At 32.5% G+C, this 18,327-nt stretch carries 19 protein-coding genes; 8 read left to right on the plus strand and 11 right to left on the minus strand.

The window, feature by feature from the left end; genetic code table 11:
* Window positions 1-23 precede the first annotated feature (23 nt).
* Together WNY78_RS03340 and purH are read right to left on the minus strand one after the other, a co-directional pair.
* Window positions 24-1,052: a rod shape-determining protein gene (locus WNY78_RS03340; protein ID WP_194509000.1), complete on the minus strand. Its 1,029-nt coding sequence runs from the start codon at window positions 1,050-1,052 to the stop codon at window positions 24-26.
* Window positions 1,053-1,291: 239 nt separating this feature from the next.
* Window positions 1,292-2,824: a bifunctional phosphoribosylaminoimidazolecarboxamide formyltransferase/IMP cyclohydrolase gene (purH, locus tag WNY78_RS03345; protein ID WP_342871759.1), complete on the minus strand. Its 1,533-nt coding sequence runs from the start codon at window positions 2,822-2,824 to the stop codon at window positions 1,292-1,294.
* A 165-nt stretch (window positions 2,825-2,989) separates the two neighbouring features.
* Between purH and WNY78_RS03350 the strand changes: the two genes are divergently transcribed.
* Window positions 2,990-4,237, plus strand: a complete 1,248-nt coding sequence (locus tag WNY78_RS03350) for an ABC transporter permease (protein ID WP_342871760.1) — start codon at window positions 2,990-2,992, stop codon at window positions 4,235-4,237.
* 96 nt (window positions 4,238-4,333) lie between these two features.
* On the opposite strand, the gene WNY78_RS03355 is transcribed toward WNY78_RS03350, so the two are convergent.
* The gene (locus WNY78_RS03355; RefSeq protein ID WP_342871761.1) at window positions 4,334-4,789 is read right to left on the minus strand and encodes a GAF domain-containing protein; all 456 of its coding nucleotides are present in this window, start codon (window positions 4,787-4,789) and stop codon (window positions 4,334-4,336) included.
* Window positions 4,790-4,880: 91 nt separating this feature from the next.
* On the opposite strand from WNY78_RS03355, the gene xrtF reads away from it, so the two are divergent.
* The 7 genes from xrtF (at window position 4,881) to WNY78_RS03390 (ending at window position 10,845) form a co-directional block, all read left to right on the plus strand.
* Window positions 4,881-5,432 carry an exosortase family protein XrtF gene (xrtF, locus tag WNY78_RS03360; protein WP_342871762.1) on the plus strand — a complete coding sequence of 184 codons (552 nt, stop codon included), beginning with the start codon at window positions 4,881-4,883 and terminating at the stop codon, window positions 5,430-5,432.
* 22 nt (window positions 5,433-5,454) lie between these two features.
* Window positions 5,455-5,853: an exosortase F system-associated protein gene (locus WNY78_RS03365; protein ID WP_342871812.1), complete on the plus strand. Its 399-nt coding sequence runs from the start codon at window positions 5,455-5,457 to the stop codon at window positions 5,851-5,853.
* 57 nt (window positions 5,854-5,910) lie between these two features.
* A complete protein-coding gene (locus tag WNY78_RS03370; RefSeq protein ID WP_342871763.1) occupies window positions 5,911-6,324 on the plus strand; it encodes a hypothetical protein in 414 nt (137 codons plus the stop codon).
* A gap of 74 nt (window positions 6,325-6,398) precedes the next feature.
* Complete coding sequence (locus WNY78_RS03375; protein WP_342871764.1) at window positions 6,399-7,130, plus strand: MauE/DoxX family redox-associated membrane protein; 732 nt, start codon at window positions 6,399-6,401, stop codon at window positions 7,128-7,130.
* 1 nt (window position 7,131) lies between these two features.
* Window positions 7,132-9,372 carry a TonB-dependent receptor gene (locus WNY78_RS03380; protein WP_342871765.1) on the plus strand — a complete coding sequence of 747 codons (2,241 nt, stop codon included), beginning with the start codon at window positions 7,132-7,134 and terminating at the stop codon, window positions 9,370-9,372.
* Window positions 9,373-9,432: 60 nt separating this feature from the next.
* Entirely contained in the window at window positions 9,433-9,786 is a 354-nt protein-coding gene (locus WNY78_RS03385) for a cation transporter (protein ID WP_342871766.1), read from the plus strand.
* Window positions 9,787-9,906: 120 nt separating this feature from the next.
* Window positions 9,907-10,845, plus strand: a complete 939-nt coding sequence (locus WNY78_RS03390) for a hypothetical protein (RefSeq protein WP_342871767.1) — start codon at window positions 9,907-9,909, stop codon at window positions 10,843-10,845.
* Window positions 10,846-10,961: 116 nt separating this feature from the next.
* Here WNY78_RS03390 and groL read toward each other — a convergent pair whose 3' ends face one another.
* From groL to miaB, 8 genes are all read right to left on the minus strand, one after another.
* Complete coding sequence (groL, locus tag WNY78_RS03395) at window positions 10,962-12,596, minus strand: chaperonin GroEL (RefSeq protein ID WP_342871768.1); 1,635 nt, start codon at window positions 12,594-12,596, stop codon at window positions 10,962-10,964.
* A 125-nt stretch (window positions 12,597-12,721) separates the two neighbouring features.
* Window positions 12,722-12,997 carry a co-chaperone GroES gene (gene groES / locus WNY78_RS03400; protein ID WP_342871769.1) on the minus strand — a complete coding sequence of 92 codons (276 nt, stop codon included), beginning with the start codon at window positions 12,995-12,997 and terminating at the stop codon, window positions 12,722-12,724.
* Between the two features lie 186 nt (window positions 12,998-13,183).
* Window positions 13,184-13,537, minus strand: a complete 354-nt coding sequence (gene secG, locus WNY78_RS03405; protein WP_342871770.1) for a preprotein translocase subunit SecG — start codon at window positions 13,535-13,537, stop codon at window positions 13,184-13,186.
* On the minus strand, window positions 13,537-14,538 hold the full coding sequence (locus WNY78_RS03410) for a hypothetical protein (RefSeq protein ID WP_342871771.1): 1,002 nt from the start codon (window positions 14,536-14,538) through the stop codon (window positions 13,537-13,539). Before WNY78_RS03410 ends, secG begins: the two co-directional genes overlap by 1 nt.
* Complete coding sequence (locus WNY78_RS03415; protein ID WP_342871772.1) at window positions 14,539-15,042, minus strand: LptE family protein; 504 nt, start codon at window positions 15,040-15,042, stop codon at window positions 14,539-14,541.
* A 3-nt stretch (window positions 15,043-15,045) separates the two neighbouring features.
* Complete coding sequence (locus WNY78_RS03420; protein ID WP_342871773.1) at window positions 15,046-15,243, minus strand: hypothetical protein; 198 nt, start codon at window positions 15,241-15,243, stop codon at window positions 15,046-15,048.
* A gap of 123 nt (window positions 15,244-15,366) precedes the next feature.
* Entirely contained in the window at window positions 15,367-16,638 is a 1,272-nt protein-coding gene (locus WNY78_RS03425; protein WP_342871774.1) for a sigma-54 dependent transcriptional regulator, read from the minus strand.
* A gap of 77 nt (window positions 16,639-16,715) precedes the next feature.
* The gene (gene miaB, locus WNY78_RS03430; RefSeq protein WP_342871775.1) at window positions 16,716-18,161 is read right to left on the minus strand and encodes a tRNA (N6-isopentenyl adenosine(37)-C2)-methylthiotransferase MiaB; all 1,446 of its coding nucleotides are present in this window, start codon (window positions 18,159-18,161) and stop codon (window positions 16,716-16,718) included.
* Window positions 18,162-18,327: the final 166 nt, after the last annotated feature.

Raw genomic sequence — 18,327 nt, forward strand, 5'->3', positions numbered from 1 at the left:
CTATGTAGGTATTGCTATTCTTCTTATTTTATCAATACGCTTTTAAATTTGGCTAGGTTTTTTAGCGCAATTCCTGTACCTCGAACAACTGCTCTTAAAGGGTCTTCAGCGATATAAACGGGTAAATCTGTTTTTTGAGATAAACGTTTGTCTAAACCTCTTAACATAGATCCACCACCTGCTAAATAGATTCCAGTATTATAGATATCTGCAGCCAGTTCTGGAGGCGTTTGAGATAACGTTTCCATTACAGAGTCTTCAATTCTAAGAATAGACTTATCTAATGCTTTTGCAATTTCACGATAAGAAATCTGAACTTGTTTAGGTTTTCCAGTTAATAAATCACGTCCTTGAACGCTCATTTCTTCTGGAGGCATATCTAAATCTTCGGTAGCAGCACCAATTTGAATTTTTATCTTTTCCGCAGTACGATCACCAACATATAAGTTGTGTTGCGTACGCATGTAATAAATAATATCATTTGTGAAAACGTCACCTGCAACTTTAACCGATTTGTCACAAACAATTCCGCCAAGTGCGATTACAGCAATTTCTGTGGTACCACCTCCAATATCAACAATCATGTTTCCTTTTGGTTGCATGATGTCAATACCAATACCAATAGCTGCTGCCATTGGCTCATGAATTAGATAAACTTCTTTACCGTTTACGCGCTCACAAGATTCTTTTACTGCTCGCATTTCTACTTCTGTAATTCCAGAAGGAATACAAACCACCATTCGTAAAGCAGGCGTAAATAATTTCTTTTTTAATGCAGGAATATTTTTGATAAACATACTTATCATTTGCTCAGAAGCATCAAAATCTGCAATTACACCATCTTTTAAAGGTCTAATCGTTTTGATATTTTCGTGCGTTTTACCTTGCATCATGTTGGCTTCTTTTCCAACTGCTATTATTTTTCCAGAAATTCTATCTCTTGCAACTATGGATGGACTATCAACAACAACCTTGTCGTTGTGGATAATTAGTGTATTTGCGGTTCCTAAATCTATGGCTATTTCTTCGGTTAAGAAATCAAAAAATCCCATGCGTTATTCTAATATTATGAGGGTGTTATTGTATTCAGTTTTTGACGTGTTGTAAAAGTAGTAAAACTTAATAAATATTTACACTTTATTTCTATTTCAATTTATATGAAAGCTAAGCGATTAACTTTTAGTAGTTAAACGTTTGCTTTTTGGTTTTGGATGTTAGCTTCAGATTAAAAAAAATCAATTGACTAAGATCTCTTTTTTCTTCAGAAATGTAACAATCACAAAACAGTTGTCTAATGTTTAAAATGACGTGTTCCAGTCATCACCATAGCAACGTTATGCTCATTACAGTAATCAATGGTTAATTGGTCTTTTATGGATCCTCCTGGTTGTATCACAGCAGTAATTCCTGCATTATCTGCAATCTCTACACAATCTGGAAACGGAAAAAAAGCATCACTCGCCATCACAGCTCCTTTTAAGTCAAAATTGAATGATTGTGCTTTATGAATGGCTTGATTAAGTGCATCAACACGACTAGTTTGTCCTGTACCACTTGCACACAGTTGTTTGTTTTTTACTAAAACAATTGTGTTTGATTTGGTATGCTTGCAAATTTTTGAAGCAAATATTAAATCATCTAACTCGTTTTGAGTTGGTTTAGTATTTGTTGCATATGTTAAGTCTGCTATACTATCTGTTTTGTTGTTTTTATCTTGAACTAAAATTCCGTTAAGACATGTTCTTACAGTAGTTTCTGCAAAATCTGTGTCTTTTAAAATTAATAGAATTCTGTTCTTTTTGCCTTTCAAAATCTCTAAAGCGTCTTCAGAAAAAGAAGGTGCTATAACCACTTCACAAAATAAGGTGTGAATTTGCTCAGCAGTCGCTTTATCAATTTCTGTATTAGAAATTAAAACACCTCCAAATGCAGATACTGGATCACCAGCCAATGCATCTGTATAAGCTTGACTAATTGTATCACGTTGTGCAAAACCACAAGCATTATTATGTTTTAAGATAGCGAAAGCAGGTGCTTCTCCTTTAAATTCATTCATTAAATTTACAGCTGCATCAACATCAAGAAGGTTGTTGTAGCTTAATTCTTTTCCGTGGAGTTTAGTGAATAAATCATCAAAATTTCCGAAGAAAAAACCACGTTGATGAGGGTTTTCTCCATAACGTAAAACTTGACCTTGAGTTTCGCTAATTTTTAATGACGCAATACTGTGATCTGCATTGAAATAATTAAAAATAGCTGAATCATAATGTGACGATACGTTAAACGCTTTTGCAGCAAAATGTTTTCTATCAGCTTCAGAAGTTTCACCATTTTTCGATTTCAGAAGTTCTAAAAACTCAGAATAATCATCAACAGACGATACGCAAATTACATCTGCATAATTTTTTGCAGCAGCGCGAATTAGAGAAATACCTCCAATATCAATTTTTTCTATTATATCTTGGTTAGCAGCTCCAGAAGCTACCGTTTTTTCAAAAGGATATAAATCGACAATGACAACATCTATTTGTGGAATCTCAAAATCAACCATTTCTGCAACGTCACCATCATGATTTTGACGGTTTAATATACCTCCAAAAACTTTTGGATGTAATGTTTTTACACGACCTCCAAGTATAGAAGGATAGGACGTTACGTCCTCGACAGGAACGACGTTGATGCCTAAATCTTTGATAAATTTTTCTGTACCACCTGTAGAATAAATAGTGACATTTTGTTTGTCAAGTTGTTTAACGATTGGTGCTAATCCGTCTTTACTAAAAACCGAAATTAAGGCAGATTTAATTGTTTTGTTGTTGCTCATTGTGAATTTTTGTTGTGTTGTAAAAATTAAAGCTCAAAAATACATAATATCAAACCCTTATTTGATTCAAAATTGCAGTTTGTTTGAGTTTTTTGTAACAATAAATTGTTGAAAACGTCCTATCTTTATAATTCTAGAATTAAACTGGAAAATCAAACCCATCACATGCTTGTTTATTTAAGGTTATTTAAAGAAAGTTTTTCGTTTGCTATCAATGCATTACGTAATAATAAACTGCGAACATTCTTATCACTTTTGGGAATTACTATAGGTATTTTTTCCATTATTGCTGTTTTGGCAGCTGTTGATTCCTTAGATAAAAGTATCAAAGATCAATTAAGTGGTTTAGATAAAAATACAATGTACTTAACCAAGTTTTCATTTGGGCCAACAGATGTGCCTAGATGGCAACGTGACAATTTTCCGCAGACAGATTATGACGATTTTGAGTATATAGAGCGTAACGTGCCAGATATAAGTGCTATAGCTTATGTGATTTTTGGGAGTAGTCAAAACATAAAATATGAAGGCAATACGGTTACTGGTGTTAATGTGACACCAGTGTCTAATGGTATTTATGATATTGAAAGTTTAAAATTAAGTGATGGTCGTTTTTACAATGAATCTGAATCTAAATCAGGAGCAAATGTCATGGTTGTTGGAAGTGGAACTGCTGAGAATCTCTTCGGAAATAGTAACCCGATTGGTAAAACGGTTAGAGCATACGGAAGGAAAATGACTGTTATTGGTGTTCTCAAAAAAATGGGTAATGGCTTAGGTGATTCTCCAGATGAAAAAGCCTTTGTGCCAGTAAATTTTGTGCGTCGTTTTCAAAATGGTGGTTCTGATGGAATTCCGGGAGCAATCATAATTAAACCAGAAAATGATGTTGATATAGGAGCTTTTGAAGCCGTTTTAAAACAAAAATATCGTGCTTACAGAGGATTAAAAGCTGATGAACCTGATAACTTTTTTGTCAATAAAATGTCTGGAATGCAAGATGCTATAGATGGCATTATTTCAGGTCTAAATTTTGCAGGCTGGATTATTAGTGGTTTCTCATTACTTGTTGGAGGATTTGGAATTGCCAATATTATGTTTGTAAGTGTTCGTGAACGCACAAGTCTTATTGGGATTCAAAAATCTCTAGGTGCAAAGAATAGATTTATCTTATTTCAATTTTTATTTGAGGCTGTGATACTTTCTGTGTTAGGAGGTTTTATAGGAATTGTAATGGTTTGGCTGGTGTCGTTAATTGCCAATGCAGCTCTAGAATTTGAGTTTATATTGTCGTTATCAAACATATTTCTAGGATTTGGATTGTCAACATTTATCGGATTAATTTCTGGAATCATACCAGCAATTTCTGCATCACAGTTAGATCCTGTTGAGGCTATTAGAACTGGTATGTAGATTAGTTTGTAGTCGTGGTCGCAGTTTTCAGTGTTTACTCAAGAATAAACATAAGCTCAGTAAAGTAAACTTTGTGCCTTTGCGAGATATTCTTAATTAAATTATAGTAGCAACCTGCTCACAAACAAACTCTAAAAATCGTTCATCTTCTTCAGTAAAAGGATCAGGTGTATTAGAATCTATGTCAATTTGCCCAATGTTTTCACCATTCACAAAAATAGGAATCACAATTTCAGCCTTTACCGTAATGCTACAAGCAATATAATTATCTTGAGCTGCTACGTCTGGTACGACGAAATTTTTATTTGAAAGTGCTACTTGTCCGCAAATCCCTTTTCCGAAGGGAATAATAATATGATCTGTAGGTTCTCCAACGTAAGGTCCTAATTTTAACTCGTTTTTATCTCCATTTTTAAAATAGAAACCTACCCAATTATAATAATCAATGTGGTTTTCAAGAAGTTCGCATATTGATAATAAGCGTTCATCAACTGTTTTAGTAGCATCGGTTATTAGGCTTTCAACTTGGAGTTTAAGGGTCTTAAATATCATAGGTTTCAATAATTTTGGTAAAAGTATTTAAAAAGTGCTATTTCTAGATTCATTTTGTATAATTTTAACTGAAAGTAATTTATCATTTTATTTGAAAGCACTTCTTCTTAAATATAAATCTGTCGTAAAGTTTATTTTAACCTTTCTAGCGGTTTACATTGTACTTACGATGTGTTATAAATTGTATTTGGATTTTTCAGATGGTTCAAAATACTATCCAGACTACTTAACCAATCTTGTTGCAAAACAAAGTAAATCTCTTATAGATACTTTTGGTTATGATGCTAATATTATTCCGCATCCAGATGAACCGTCGATGAAGTTATTAGTAAATTCTAAATTTGTAGCTAGAGTTGTAGAAGGCTGTAATTCTATAAGTGTCATAATTTTATTTATTTCATTTATAATCGCTTTTGCAGATAAATTTAAAGCAACTTTTATTTATATACTGACAGGAAGTGTGCTAATATACGTGGTGAATCTCATACGAATTGCCATATTATCTATAGGGTTATATAAATATCCTTGGCGAGAACATATTTTACATACAGTTATATTTCCTATGATTATCTATGGTATGGTTTTTCTACTTTGGATGTTTTGGGTGAATCGATTTTCAAAAAAGAAAAAACAACATGCGTAATCCAATAACTTACATATTACTTATGGTATTGTTTGGACTGCTCGTTTTAATTCGAGTTTTTGAAAACGAATTATTTTACGATCCATATGTATCGTTTTTTAAAAGCGATTACTTAAGTATGGATTCTCCACGGCGAGAAATATTAAAACTATCACTTTTCACAACATTAAGATTTGTCCTAAATACTGTTATTTCATTAGGTATTATTTTTCTATTTTTTAGAGATAAATCAATTGTCAAGTTTTCAATAATAGTTTACATCGTCGCTTTTATTATTTTGATGTTATTTTTTCTATACTTCGTCATTAATCCGAGACAAGAAGATTACTATTTGTTTTTCAATTTTAGACGGTTTTTAATTCAGCCTATACTTTTATTGCTCCTCGTTCCTGCGTTTTATTATTATAAGCTTAAATCATAAACTGTTAATCATACTATAATTTTATTTGGGTTAATTTCTTTTTTTTAACTTTGCAACATGTTAAAACAGATTTTACATAAAGTATTTTCTATGATGATGGCAGTTTTACTGTTATTGTCAACAGTCTCATTTACTGTAGAAAAGCATTTTTGTGGTGACGTTTTAATAGATGTTGCAGTTTTTAGTACGATAGAAAAATGTGCATCAGATGCTGTTGAAATGGTAGAAGAGCATGTTTCAAAAAAAACATGTTGTAAAGATACTTTAGATGTTATTGAAGGTCAAACTCAGCTAACAGTAAAAACATTTGATGACTTAGATTTTGAGCAGCAACAATTTTTGGTTGCATATGTTCATGCTTTTAATAACCTTTTTGAAGTTGTTCAAAAACATACAATACCTCACCAATATTATAATTCTCCCAAGTTGATTGCAGACATACACGTTCTCGATCAAGTCTTCCTCATTTGATATTATCTATTTTCTAAGATTCTTTAGAGACCAAATTTTTGGTCTAATAATTAATTTTACACAAATACATAATAATGACACACACTTATATAGTTACAGGAATGACCTGTAATGGTTGCAAAGCTTCGGTAGAGAATGCTTTAAAAACTCTAGATAAAGTTGATGATGTATCTATAAATTTAGATACTCAGGAAGTTGAAATTTCAATGAAAAGTCATATTTCAACGGAAATTTTAAAACAAGCCTTACCATCTAAATATTCACTTTCTGAAAAAGAAAGTAAAAATGTCTTTGCTTCAGTTTCCGAAGAAAACACTGAAGAGAAGAGTGAGTTAAAGCAATTGTTTCCGCTCTTTTTGATTTTTGGATATATCTTATTAGGAACTGTTTTGATGAATTATAATCTGTTTACTATCGAAGGTTTTATGCTCGATTTTATGGGATTATTCTATCTCGTATTTAGTTTCTTTAAACTGTTAGATTTAAAAGGATTTCCAGAAAGTTTTAAAATGTACGATCCTCTAGCAAAAATATGGCCTGCTTATGGTTGGATTTATCCGTTTATTGAGTTGTCGTTGGGTATTCTATTTCTGATGCGAATTGAAATTCCTATAGCTTTAATTATGACATTAATTATTCTAGGAATTACAACTATTGGAGTTACTAAAACTTTACTAAATAAAAAATCAATTCAATGTGCTTGTTTAGGGACTGCATTAAAGCTTCCTATGACCAAAGCGACTTTTATTGAAAATAGTATTATGATTATTATGGCAATTATAATGCTTATTAAAACCTACAATTAAAATGAAAAAAATAATATATATCATGTTAATGATGCCTTTAATCATGCTCTCTCAGGAGAAAATTGAAGGTGTTGTTACAGAAAAAGTTGATGGAAGTAAACTATTTCCATTAGCAGGAGCCAATGTATTTTGGCTCGACACATCAATAGGTGCAGTGACAGATATTGATGGGAAATTCAGTATTGCATATGAACCAAGTTATACAAAACTAGTGATAAGTTATGTTGGTTTTAAAACAGATACTTTAACAATTACAAAGCCTAGATTTATCAAACATTTATTAGAAGCAACCAGTGATTTAGATCAAATTACACTAACAGCAAGAAAACGAGCGACTTCAAGATCGTACATGAGTGCCCAAAATATTATGACGATTAGTAGTGATGAGCTTTTAAAGGCTGCGTGTTGTAATTTATCTGAAAGCTTTGAAACCAATCCATCCATAGATGTTAATTTCTCTGATGCTGTAACAGGTACACGACAAATTAAAATGTTGGGCTTAACGAGTAAGTATATTTTGATAACAACAGAAAATATACCATCTATAAGAGGTGCTTCTCAAGCTTACGGATTAAGTTTCATACCAGGAACTTGGGTAGAAAGTATTCAAATTACTAAAGGTGCAGGAAGCGTCGTTAATGGTTTTGAAAGTATCGCAGGACAAATTAATGCAGAACTTCAAAAGCCTTCAAAAGATGACAAATTTTTCTTGAATTTATATGGAGCAAGTAGCCAACGTTTAGAGCTTAACACACATTTTAATACCAAAGTGAGTGAAAAGTGGAGCACAGGTTTATACGTACATGGTAATACACATCAAGAAAAACATGATGTTAATGATGACGGATTTTTAGATATGCCATTATATAATCAAATCAATGTGATGAACCGTTGGCAGTATACTAATCCAGAAAAAGGGTTTGTTAGTTTTATAAACGTGCGTTATCTTAATGATGCAAAACAATCTGGTCAACTTGATTTTAATCCAGATACAGATCGTTTGACAACCAATGCTTGGGGAAGTGAAATTGATACAGAGCGTTTTGAAGTTTCTGCAAAACTTGGGTATGTTAATCCAGAAGTTCCGTGGCAAAGTCTAGGTGTTCAATTTGCATTTAGTAGTCATAATCAAGAGTCTTATTTTGGATTAAATCAATATGATATAAACCATAATAGCGTCTATTCTAATGTAATTTATAACACGATTATTAGTGATTCTAGACATAAAGTCAAGACAGGTTTAGGATTTACTTACGATCATTATGATGAATATGCTATTGGACTTGATTTTGAGCGCAGTGAGCGTTCTGCTGGTGCCTTTTTTGAATATGCATATGATGATTTAGATAAGTTGACTGTAACTGCTGGTTTGCGTTTTGACACACACAATTTATTAGGTGAGTTTGTAACTCCTCGTTTACATGCTCGATATACGCCTTGGGAGAAATCTGCATTTCGTGCTTCAATTGGTAGAGGAAAGCGTAGTGCTAATATTTTTGCCGAAAATCAAAATATGTTTGCTACATCTCGTACTATCAATATTCTGAATACCAACGGAAATATCTACGGGTTAGATCCTGAGATTGCATGGAATTATGGCGTTTCATACCTTCAGGGTTTTAATCTCTTCGGAAGAAAAGCAGACATCACTTTTGATTACTATAAAACCGATTTTACAAACCAAGTCGTCATAGATTGGGAAAATCCTCAGGAAGTAAATTTCTATAATCTTGAAGGCGATAGTTTTGCAAATAGTTTTCAAGTAGAATTGAATTATAATGTGTTTGAGAATTTCGATTTTAGAACCGCTTATAAATATTATGATGTGCAAACGTCCTATACTTCTGGGAAATTATCTAAACCCTTAATTCCGAAGCATCGCTTTTTTGCCAATGCATCCTATGAAACTCCTGTTGAGGAAGGAGAATTTGCGAGATGGAAATTTGACCTTACCTATAATTGGTTGAGTGAGCAGCGTTTTTCATCTACAATATCTAATCCAGCAACGTATAGATTGCCAGAGCAATCTCCTACAGTAGGTACTTTAAATGCACAAGTCACTAAAGTGTTTTCTCCAAAATTTGAAGTATATTTAGGTGGTGAAAATATTACCAATGTGAGACAAAACAATCCTATTTTAGGAGCTGATGAACCTTTTGGTTCAAATTTTGATACTACGTTTGTGTATGGTCCAATTTTTGGAAGTATGTATTATGCAGGATTACGATATAGAATTAAATAAACCAATTTCAAATAAAAATTCCGTTATTATTCGGATTAAAAAATTAAAACAGACCAGATTATGAAAAAAGTTATTACAGTGATAGTGTTATTGGTAACCACAATAACATTCGCTCAAAACAAAAACGAACGTGCTTCTATAGAAGTTGATGGTGTATGTAATATGTGTAAAGAACGTATTGAAAAAGCAGCCATTAGAACAAAAGGTGTGAAATCTGCAATATGGAATGTAGATACTCACGAACTCAAATTAATTTATGATGCTCGTAAAACAAATTTAGATTCAATTAGTAGAAAAATTGCGTCTGTTGGTCATGATACAAAAATAATAAAGGCTACAGATGAGGAGTATGCATCTGTTCATCCATGTTGTATGTATCGAGATGATGATGTAGTTGATGATCATAAAAACTAAAAGTTATTAAGCCTAAATTAAAATTTAGGCTTTTTTTACGATTTGACGCAACCTTTTTGAATTATAAGAGACTATAAAGAAAGAGAAGTCATTTTGACTATATCAATAAATACCTATTTTATGAAAAACCTTATAAAAATTTTCGCTTTTGTTTATTTAACTTTTGGACTTGTTTCTTGCGATAATGATTCTGAAAATAATAATGAACCTACATCTGGAGAACCTAATAATTCTGAAGTATTAACGTCAATAACTATCAATTCTACTTGGGTTGCTTATGTTGAAACTATTAATTTAGATAACGATAAAATTACAGATATACAATATAATGATGGTTCATATCATCTTTATACTTATTCTGGTGATAAAGTATCTCAAATTACCGAATATGATGCAAATGATAATATTCTTTATACTAAATCATATAGTTATGATAGTAATGGTAGACTAACATATAGAATTAATACGCCTAATCCAGATTTAACACCATTTGATTATTATGTAAGTCATGAGTATACTTATGATACTGATTTAATAATCGTTGAATATAAAATTTTTGATTTTGATGATGTACAGTCAGGAGATACTCAAGTAAGTCATCTTGAGTTAAACCAAAATAATATTGTAAAATCCTATTATCCAGCGTTTCTAGCTAATGGTAGTAGAGATGAGGCAACATATGGTAATAATGGACCTTTGACTCTTAATTCTTATTTTTCAGGAGACCTCTTAGTTATTTCTAATTTTGAGTACGTAAACGAAATTGCAGCAGATGCATATTCTATTGGGAGATTCAAGTTTGGTAATCAATGGAGAATTAATACACTTTTGAGTAAAGACTCTTCTACATTAGGAACAGAAAATTTAGATGATGTGAGTTTAAATTATCTTTCTAGTTTGAGCTATAGTTATAATAATGAATCTCAATCGACAAGTTATGTAACAAATTTTAGCTACGAGTTTAATGGTGATAATCTTTTACTTAGTCAGACTCAAACAAAAAATAGTTCAGATAATAGCCTAGCATATATTACTATAATTACTTATGAGTACGAGTAATAAAGTTTAAATTATAAAAGGAACTACTTCATATAAAAACAGCCTTTGATTCTCATCAAAGGCTGTTTTATAAATAACTGATATTAGTCAGTGCTTGTGTATATCTAGGTTCTCGACTACATCATTCCTGGCATTCCTCCACCCATTGGTGGCATTCCGCCTCCAGCAGATTCTTCCTTAATATCCACTAAAGCACATTCTGTAGTTAAAATCATTCCTGCAACAGATGCAGCATTTTCTAATGCAATACGTGTTACTTTTTTAGGATCAATGATTCCTGCTTTTAGCATATCAACATACGTCTCAGTTTTGGCATCAAAACCGAAGTCTTTCTTTCCTTCTAATACTTTGTTGATAACTACAGATGCTTCTCCACCTGCATTTTCTACAATGGTTCTTAATGGTGCTTCTATTGCTTTTGCTACAATTTGAATTCCTGTTGTTTCATCAAGATTCTCTGTTGTGATTTTTCCTAAAACAGATTTTGCTCTTACTAAAGCAACACCACCTCCAGCAACGATACCTTCTTCTACAGCAGCTCTTGTTGCATTTAAAGCATCATCAACACGATCTTTCTTCTCTTTCATTTCAACTTCACTAGCTGCTCCAACATAAAGTACTGCAACACCTCCAGCTAATTTAGCTAAACGTTCTTGAAGTTTTTCTTTATCGTAATCACTTGTAGTTGTTTCTATTTGAGCTTTGATTTGATTTACTCTTGCTTTGATATCTGAAGACTTTCCAGAACCATTAACAATAGTTGTATTGTCTTTATCAATCATTACAGATTCTGCTGTACCTAGCATAGTTAAGTCTGCGTTTTCTAAAGAGAATCCTCTTTCTTCAGAAATAACAACACCTCCAGTTAATATAGCGATATCTTCAAGCATAGCTTTGCGACGATCTCCAAATCCAGGTGCTTTTACAGCAGCAATTTTTAATCCACCACGTAATTTATTTACAACTAAAGTTGCTAAGGCTTGACCTTCTACGTCTTCGGCAATAATTAATAACGGACGACCAGATTGCGCAACTGGTTCTAATATTGGAAGGATTTCTTGTAAGTTAGAAATCTTTTTATCAAATAATAATATGTACGGATTCTCTAAATCAGCAATCATTTTATCAGAATCTGTTACGAAGTAAGGTGATAAATATCCTCTGTCAAATTGCATACCTTCTACAACATCAACGTATGTTTCCATACCTTTTGCTTCTTCAACAGTAATTACGCCTTCTTTGCCAACTTTACTAAACGCTTTAGCGATTAATTCACCAATAGTGTCATCGTTGTTAGCTGATATTGCAGCCACTTGCTTAATCATTTCAGAATCGCTACCTACTTTTTTAGATTGCTTTTCTAAATCTTTTACAATTGCTAGTACTGCTTTGTCAATCCCACGTTTTAAATCCATTGGGTTAGCACCTGCAGCAACATTTTTTATACCTTCTTTTACGATGGCTTGTGCTAAAACAGTTGCTGTTGTTGTACCATCACCAGCTAAATCGTTGGTTTTAGAAGCGACTTCTTTTACCATTTGAGCTCCCATGTTTTCGAGCTCATTTTCTAATTCTATTTCCTTTGCAACAGAAACACCATCTTTAGTCACTTGAGGTGCTCCAAATGAACGACCAATAATAACGTTACGTCCTTTTGGTCCTAATGTTACTTTTACTGCATTTGCTAATGCATCAACACCACGTTTTAATCCGTCACGTGCTTCAATATCAAATTTTATATCTTTTGCCATTTTGAAATTTTAATTTTAAAGTTCCCATGAAAATGGGAATCTCTATTTAGTTAATTAATTGTTGTTGTATAAGATTTCGCATCACACTTCGACTACGCTCAGTGTCTATAGGAAATCATAGCGAATTATACAATCGCTAAAATATCACTCTCACGCATGATGAGGTAATCTTTACCGTCTAGTTTTAATTCTGTACCAGCATATTTTCCGTAGAGAACAGTATCACCAGATTTTACTGTCATTGGTTCATCTTTTGTGCCTTTACCAACAGCGACAACTTTTCCTTTTTGTGGTTTTTCTTTAGCGTTGTCTGGAATGATGATTCCTGAAGCTGTTTTAGTTTCAGCTTGTACAGGCTCAATAAGAACTCTGTCTGCTAATGGTTTAATGTTTAAGCTCATTGTTATGTAAGTTTTTTAATTAAATATTTAGATGTTGATAATTATCAACGCATAAGCGTTATGCTAAAAATGTGCCATTAGTGTATAACTGACAAAGTTGCAGAGGTTCCAATTTCGGTAGAAAAAAAGCAAAAAAAAATGCCAACTAAATAGCTGGCATTTTATATGATATGTAAATGGTTACTCTTATAAAGAATCTCCAGGTGTTGCAATATTATCTGTTGCAGTATCAACAGGAGTTGTAGCAGGAACAGTTGTCGTAGTTTCACTACCATTAATTATTTTAGAATCTTCAACGCCTCCTGCACCAGGAATAGCAAAGTTAGATGCTAAAATTAATGCTAATAATAAAGTTGCTAAAGCCCAAGTACTTTTGTCTAAAAAGTCTGTTGTTTTTTTAACACCTCCTAATTGTTGTGTACCACCACCTCCAAACGAAGAAGATAATCCTCCTCCTTTAGGGTTTTGAACCATAACGACTACAACTAGTAAAAATGATACTAGTATAATTAAGATTAAAAAGATTGTAAACGTATTCATTATTTTTGAGTATTATTTTCTTGTAATTCTTTTACTGCTTTAATTTGGTCTGCAAAGAAACCACTTTTTTCTGGATATTTCAAACTTAATATTTTATAAGATTGAATTGCCTTTGCATAGTTGTTTTGTTCTAAGTAAATTCTGGCTAAAGTCTCTGTCATCAATCCGTCATGAGGTACTTTATCGCTTGTATCTATAGTGTTTATTTTTAATTCTTTTGGAGGAACAATTTTTGGATTATTCTCTAAAAATTTATCAATGAGCTCAAATTTTTTGTTGATTAATGCCGATTTATCTTCTTTTTGAGACTCTTTAACCTCTTCTGTTTTTTCGCTTGTGCTGAGCCCAGTAGAAGTATCTGAAATAGTAGTGTTTATCTCATTTTTGTCTCTTTGAATTGGTTTAAAACTTGTGATTTTAAGCCATTCTGTAAATGAGTGTGTTTCTGTTTTTTCAAATTCTAAAGGTTTCCCTATTTGTAATATATCTTCAGGATTTTCTTCTATATGTTTGGCATCAATATCTATGATAACTTGCTCTGGTGTTGTTTTTGGTAGTGATAAAAAGTGAGCAACATTGTCGGTGTTTATCTTTTGTTCAAACAAGTTTGGGTCTAGAACACCTTCGGTATTTTTAATGTGTTGTTTTAAAGCATCGTCAATAGTAACACTTTTATTAACCGATATATCATCCAAATCATTAACAGTTATGTCTTTTAGGTGCTCTGAATTTTGTTTAATGACTTGAGATATTTCGTTTTGATTGAAAATTTCCGAAGTAATGAAATCAAATAAAATACTGCGATCTGTGGTGTAAGCTGCAGTCGTTTTTAATTCTTGATTATACTTATAGCTGTCATTATTTTTTAATCCTTTGAGGTATAAAGCTCTTGCAGATTGAAAGTATGGATATTTAATACTCAAATCATGCAATTGGCTTGTTTGCTCATCTGTGATGTGCTGCGGATTTTGAAGTATATATGTGAAATCTGACCTATTCATTTACCACTTTGCCAATGTTGCATTAAAAATATCTTGTGTTAAACGTTCAAAAATTTCTTCATGAGCAGTATCTTTTTGAGCACCAATTAACTGTGAGCTTCCACCAAAGTCATAAAAGAATGAAAAGCGTTGTTCAAATTCTTCATCTGGATTGTCTTTGTCATACATTCTTACATTTACACCAATCGTTAATCTGTTTTGTGCAGCAGTACTATTGGCTTGAGCAGTTGTTGGAGAGATGCGGTATTCTGTGATTTCACCTTCATATACTAAATCACCATTTGATGTTGTTAGATTTAAATTAGTTTGATTAACTATTAAATCTTGTAATGCGAGCGTAAAATCTCTATCTAAACCAGGTTCAATTAAGTCTGCGTTATTTTGAAAATAATTAACCTGAAATGTTTCAGCCTTTAAATCCTGAACTCCTGTAAAAGAATACGGTCCACAACCCAATAGGAGTAGTGCAACCGAAAAAATAATAAGGTGTTTGATACTTTTCATGTATTAATACGTGTTAGGTTTTTTCATTGTTATAAAGGCATAGATATAGCCTGCGTTATCTGCAACATCAAAATCTATATTAATGACACGATAGCCTTGGTAGTGTTTTTCGTTTACTAAATCTTCAGCTTCTTGTCTTATAGCTTCAGAACTTTTTCGTGTAAACGATTTCTTAATCATAAATATTTCTATGGCTTTCATTCGTTAATTATTTATGTATGATTTTTTTATAGAATCAACCATAACTAAAATAGAACATGAAAGATAATATTTTAGAATTGTTGGTTGCTTAAACTTTTCTTAAATCTTAAATTGAACTAAGGCTTATAAATCATACTGTTTAATCTTTCTATACAACGTTCGTTCGCTAATCCCTAATTCGGCAGCAGCAAGTTTACGTTTTCCTTGATGACGTTCTAGAGATTTTTTAATTAATTCTAGTTCTTTGTCATGTAAAGATAAGGTTTCTTCCTCTTCAATTTCTTCAGCAAAATGATATTTATCGATAGTTTGGTTTTTATCATCAGGATCAAAATGATCTTCTGTTTTCTCAGGAATTCTCATGACTTCTAGATCCTCAAACTCATCAGTATAATTATCTTTTTGAGGTTCACCGTATATTTTCTCAATTAAGCTTTCGTTATCTTTTTCTACTTGAGAAACGTTACCACTTTTCATGAGTTCCATCGTAAGTTTTTTGAGATCATTCAAATCACTTTTCATATCAAAAAGCACTTTGTAGAGAATTTCTCTTTCATTACTGAAATCACTATCAGACTTTGTTTTATTGATAACTGCAGGAAGATTATTACTTCCGTCAGGTAAATATCCTTGAAGTGTTGATGCGCTAATGGTACGGTTTTGTTCTAATACCGAAATTTGCTCAGCTACATTTCGCAACTGACGAATATTACCATTCCAACGGTGTTTTTGTAAAATAGGAACAGCATCATCTTCTAGTTTGATGGTTGGCATTTTATATTTCAAAGCAAAATCACTAGCAAATTTTCTAAACAATAAATGAATGTCTTCTTTACGTTCTCGAAGTGGTGGAATATTAATATCTACAGTACTTAATCTATAGTATAGATCTTCTCTAAATTTTTCTTTTTTAATCGCATCAAACATATTTACGTTTGTTGCAGCTACAATTCTTACATCAGTCTTTTGAACTTTACTTGATCCAACTTTTATAAATTCTCCATTTTCTAAAACACGTAATAAACGCACTTGTGTTGTTAATGGTAATTCTCCAACTTCATCTAAAAAAATTGTACCACCATCTGCAACTTCAAAATATCCAGAACGTGTTCCTGTAGCACCTGTAAATGCTCCTTTTTCATGACCAAAAAGTTCACTATCAATCGTTCCTTCTGGGATAGCACCACAGTTTACTGCAATATATTTACCATGCTTACGATGGGATAATTGATGTATGATTTTAGGGATGCTCTCTTTACCAACTCCACTTTCACCAGTAACTAATACCGAAATATCTGTTGGTGCAACTTGGATTGCTTTTTCAATCGCTCTGTTGAGTTTAGGATCGTTTCCAATAATTCCGAAACGTTGTTTTATGGCTTGTATGCTTTCCATTAATTTTTTTTTATATATTGTTTGGTCGAACGCAGTCGAGACCTAATTAAAACCTCTCGACTGTGCTCGATGCGACATTAATTATGTTTTGAATACCCAATGACCTCACCAATCAAAGTAGCACTAGTACAATCTAACACCTTGACTTTTACTAATTCTCCAATCTTGTAATTTTCCTTCGGAAAAACAGCAACAATATTCTGTGATGTTTTGCCTGACCATTGCTCGTTTGATTTTTTAGACTCACGTTCAATGAGAACTTCAACTTCGGTATTTATATATTTTTCAATTTGTTCAGCACCAAGCTCTCTTTGTAATTGTACAATTTCTGCTAGGCGTCTTTTTTTAATAGCTTCAGGAACATCATCTTCCAATTTACGCTCAGCCATGGTTCCTGGACGTTCAGAATACATATACATAAATCCAAAGTTATACTTTACGTATTGCATTAAACTTAACGTGTCTTGATGGTCTTGTTCTGTTTCCGTAGGAAAACCAGCAATCATATCTTGGCTAATAGAACATTCTGGGAGAATTCGTCTAATATTATCAATCAATTCAAAATATTCTTCTCGTGTGTGTAAACGGTTCATTTCTTTTAAAATACGGTTACTACCACTTTGAACCGGTAAGTGAATGTGTTTACAAATGTTATCATATTTTGCCATGGTATGAATTACATCTAACGTTAAATCTTGAGGGTTAGACGTCGAAAAACGAATGCGCATTTCAGGTTGTGTTATGGCACACATCTCCAACAATTGCGGAAAGTGAACAGCAGTTGCCTTTTGCATATCACTGGCTTTAACGAAATCTTTTTTGAGTCCGCCTCCATACCACAAATAGCTATCCACATTTTGACCTAAAAGTGTGATTTCTTTATAGCCTTTGTTCCATAAATCATTGACTTCTTCAATAATGCTTTGAGGATCACGACTACGCTCACGACCTCTTGTAAAAGGGACTACACAAAAGGTGCACATATTATCGCAACCACGTGTAATAGATACATACGCACTAACTCCATTAGTGTTTAATCGCACAGGAGAAATATCTCCATAGGTTTCTTCTTTAGATAGAATAACGTTGATGGCATCTCTACCTTGATCAACTTCTGCTAAAAGGTTTGGTAAATCTTTATACGCATCTGGACCAACAACGAGGTCTACTATTTTTTCTTCTTCTAAAAATTTAGTTTTTAAACGCTCAGCCATACAGCCAAGAACGCCAACTTTCATTTTTGGGTTAATACGTTTTACTGCATTATATTTTTCTAAACGTTTTCTAACGGTTTGTTCTGCTTTATCTCTAATGGAACAGGTGTTTACCAATACCAAGTCTGCTTCTTCGAGACTTTGAGTGGTATTGAAACCTTGATCTGAAAGTATGGAAGCTACAATTTCACTGTCGCTAAAATTCATAGCACAACCGTAACTTTCTATAAAAAGTTTTCGTTTGTTTCCTTCTTTTTGTTCTAAAACAAGATTGTTACCTTGTTTGCTTTCGTCAATTGTTTTGTCCATATATCGTGTACAATCCCAAAAATTTGGGAGGAATCAATTTAAATTTTAGTTGTCAATAAGCATGCAAAGATACTATAATTTGAAGGATTGTGACAAAGTGTCATAGCAGATTTTGTTTTGAAGATGCGTTTTATTTCACTTTATTTGGAAAAACTAACTAACTCCT

It is taken from the genome of Psychroserpens sp. AS72 (assembly GCF_038900375.1).
Lineage (GTDB): Bacteria > Bacteroidota > Bacteroidia > Flavobacteriales > Flavobacteriaceae > Psychroserpens.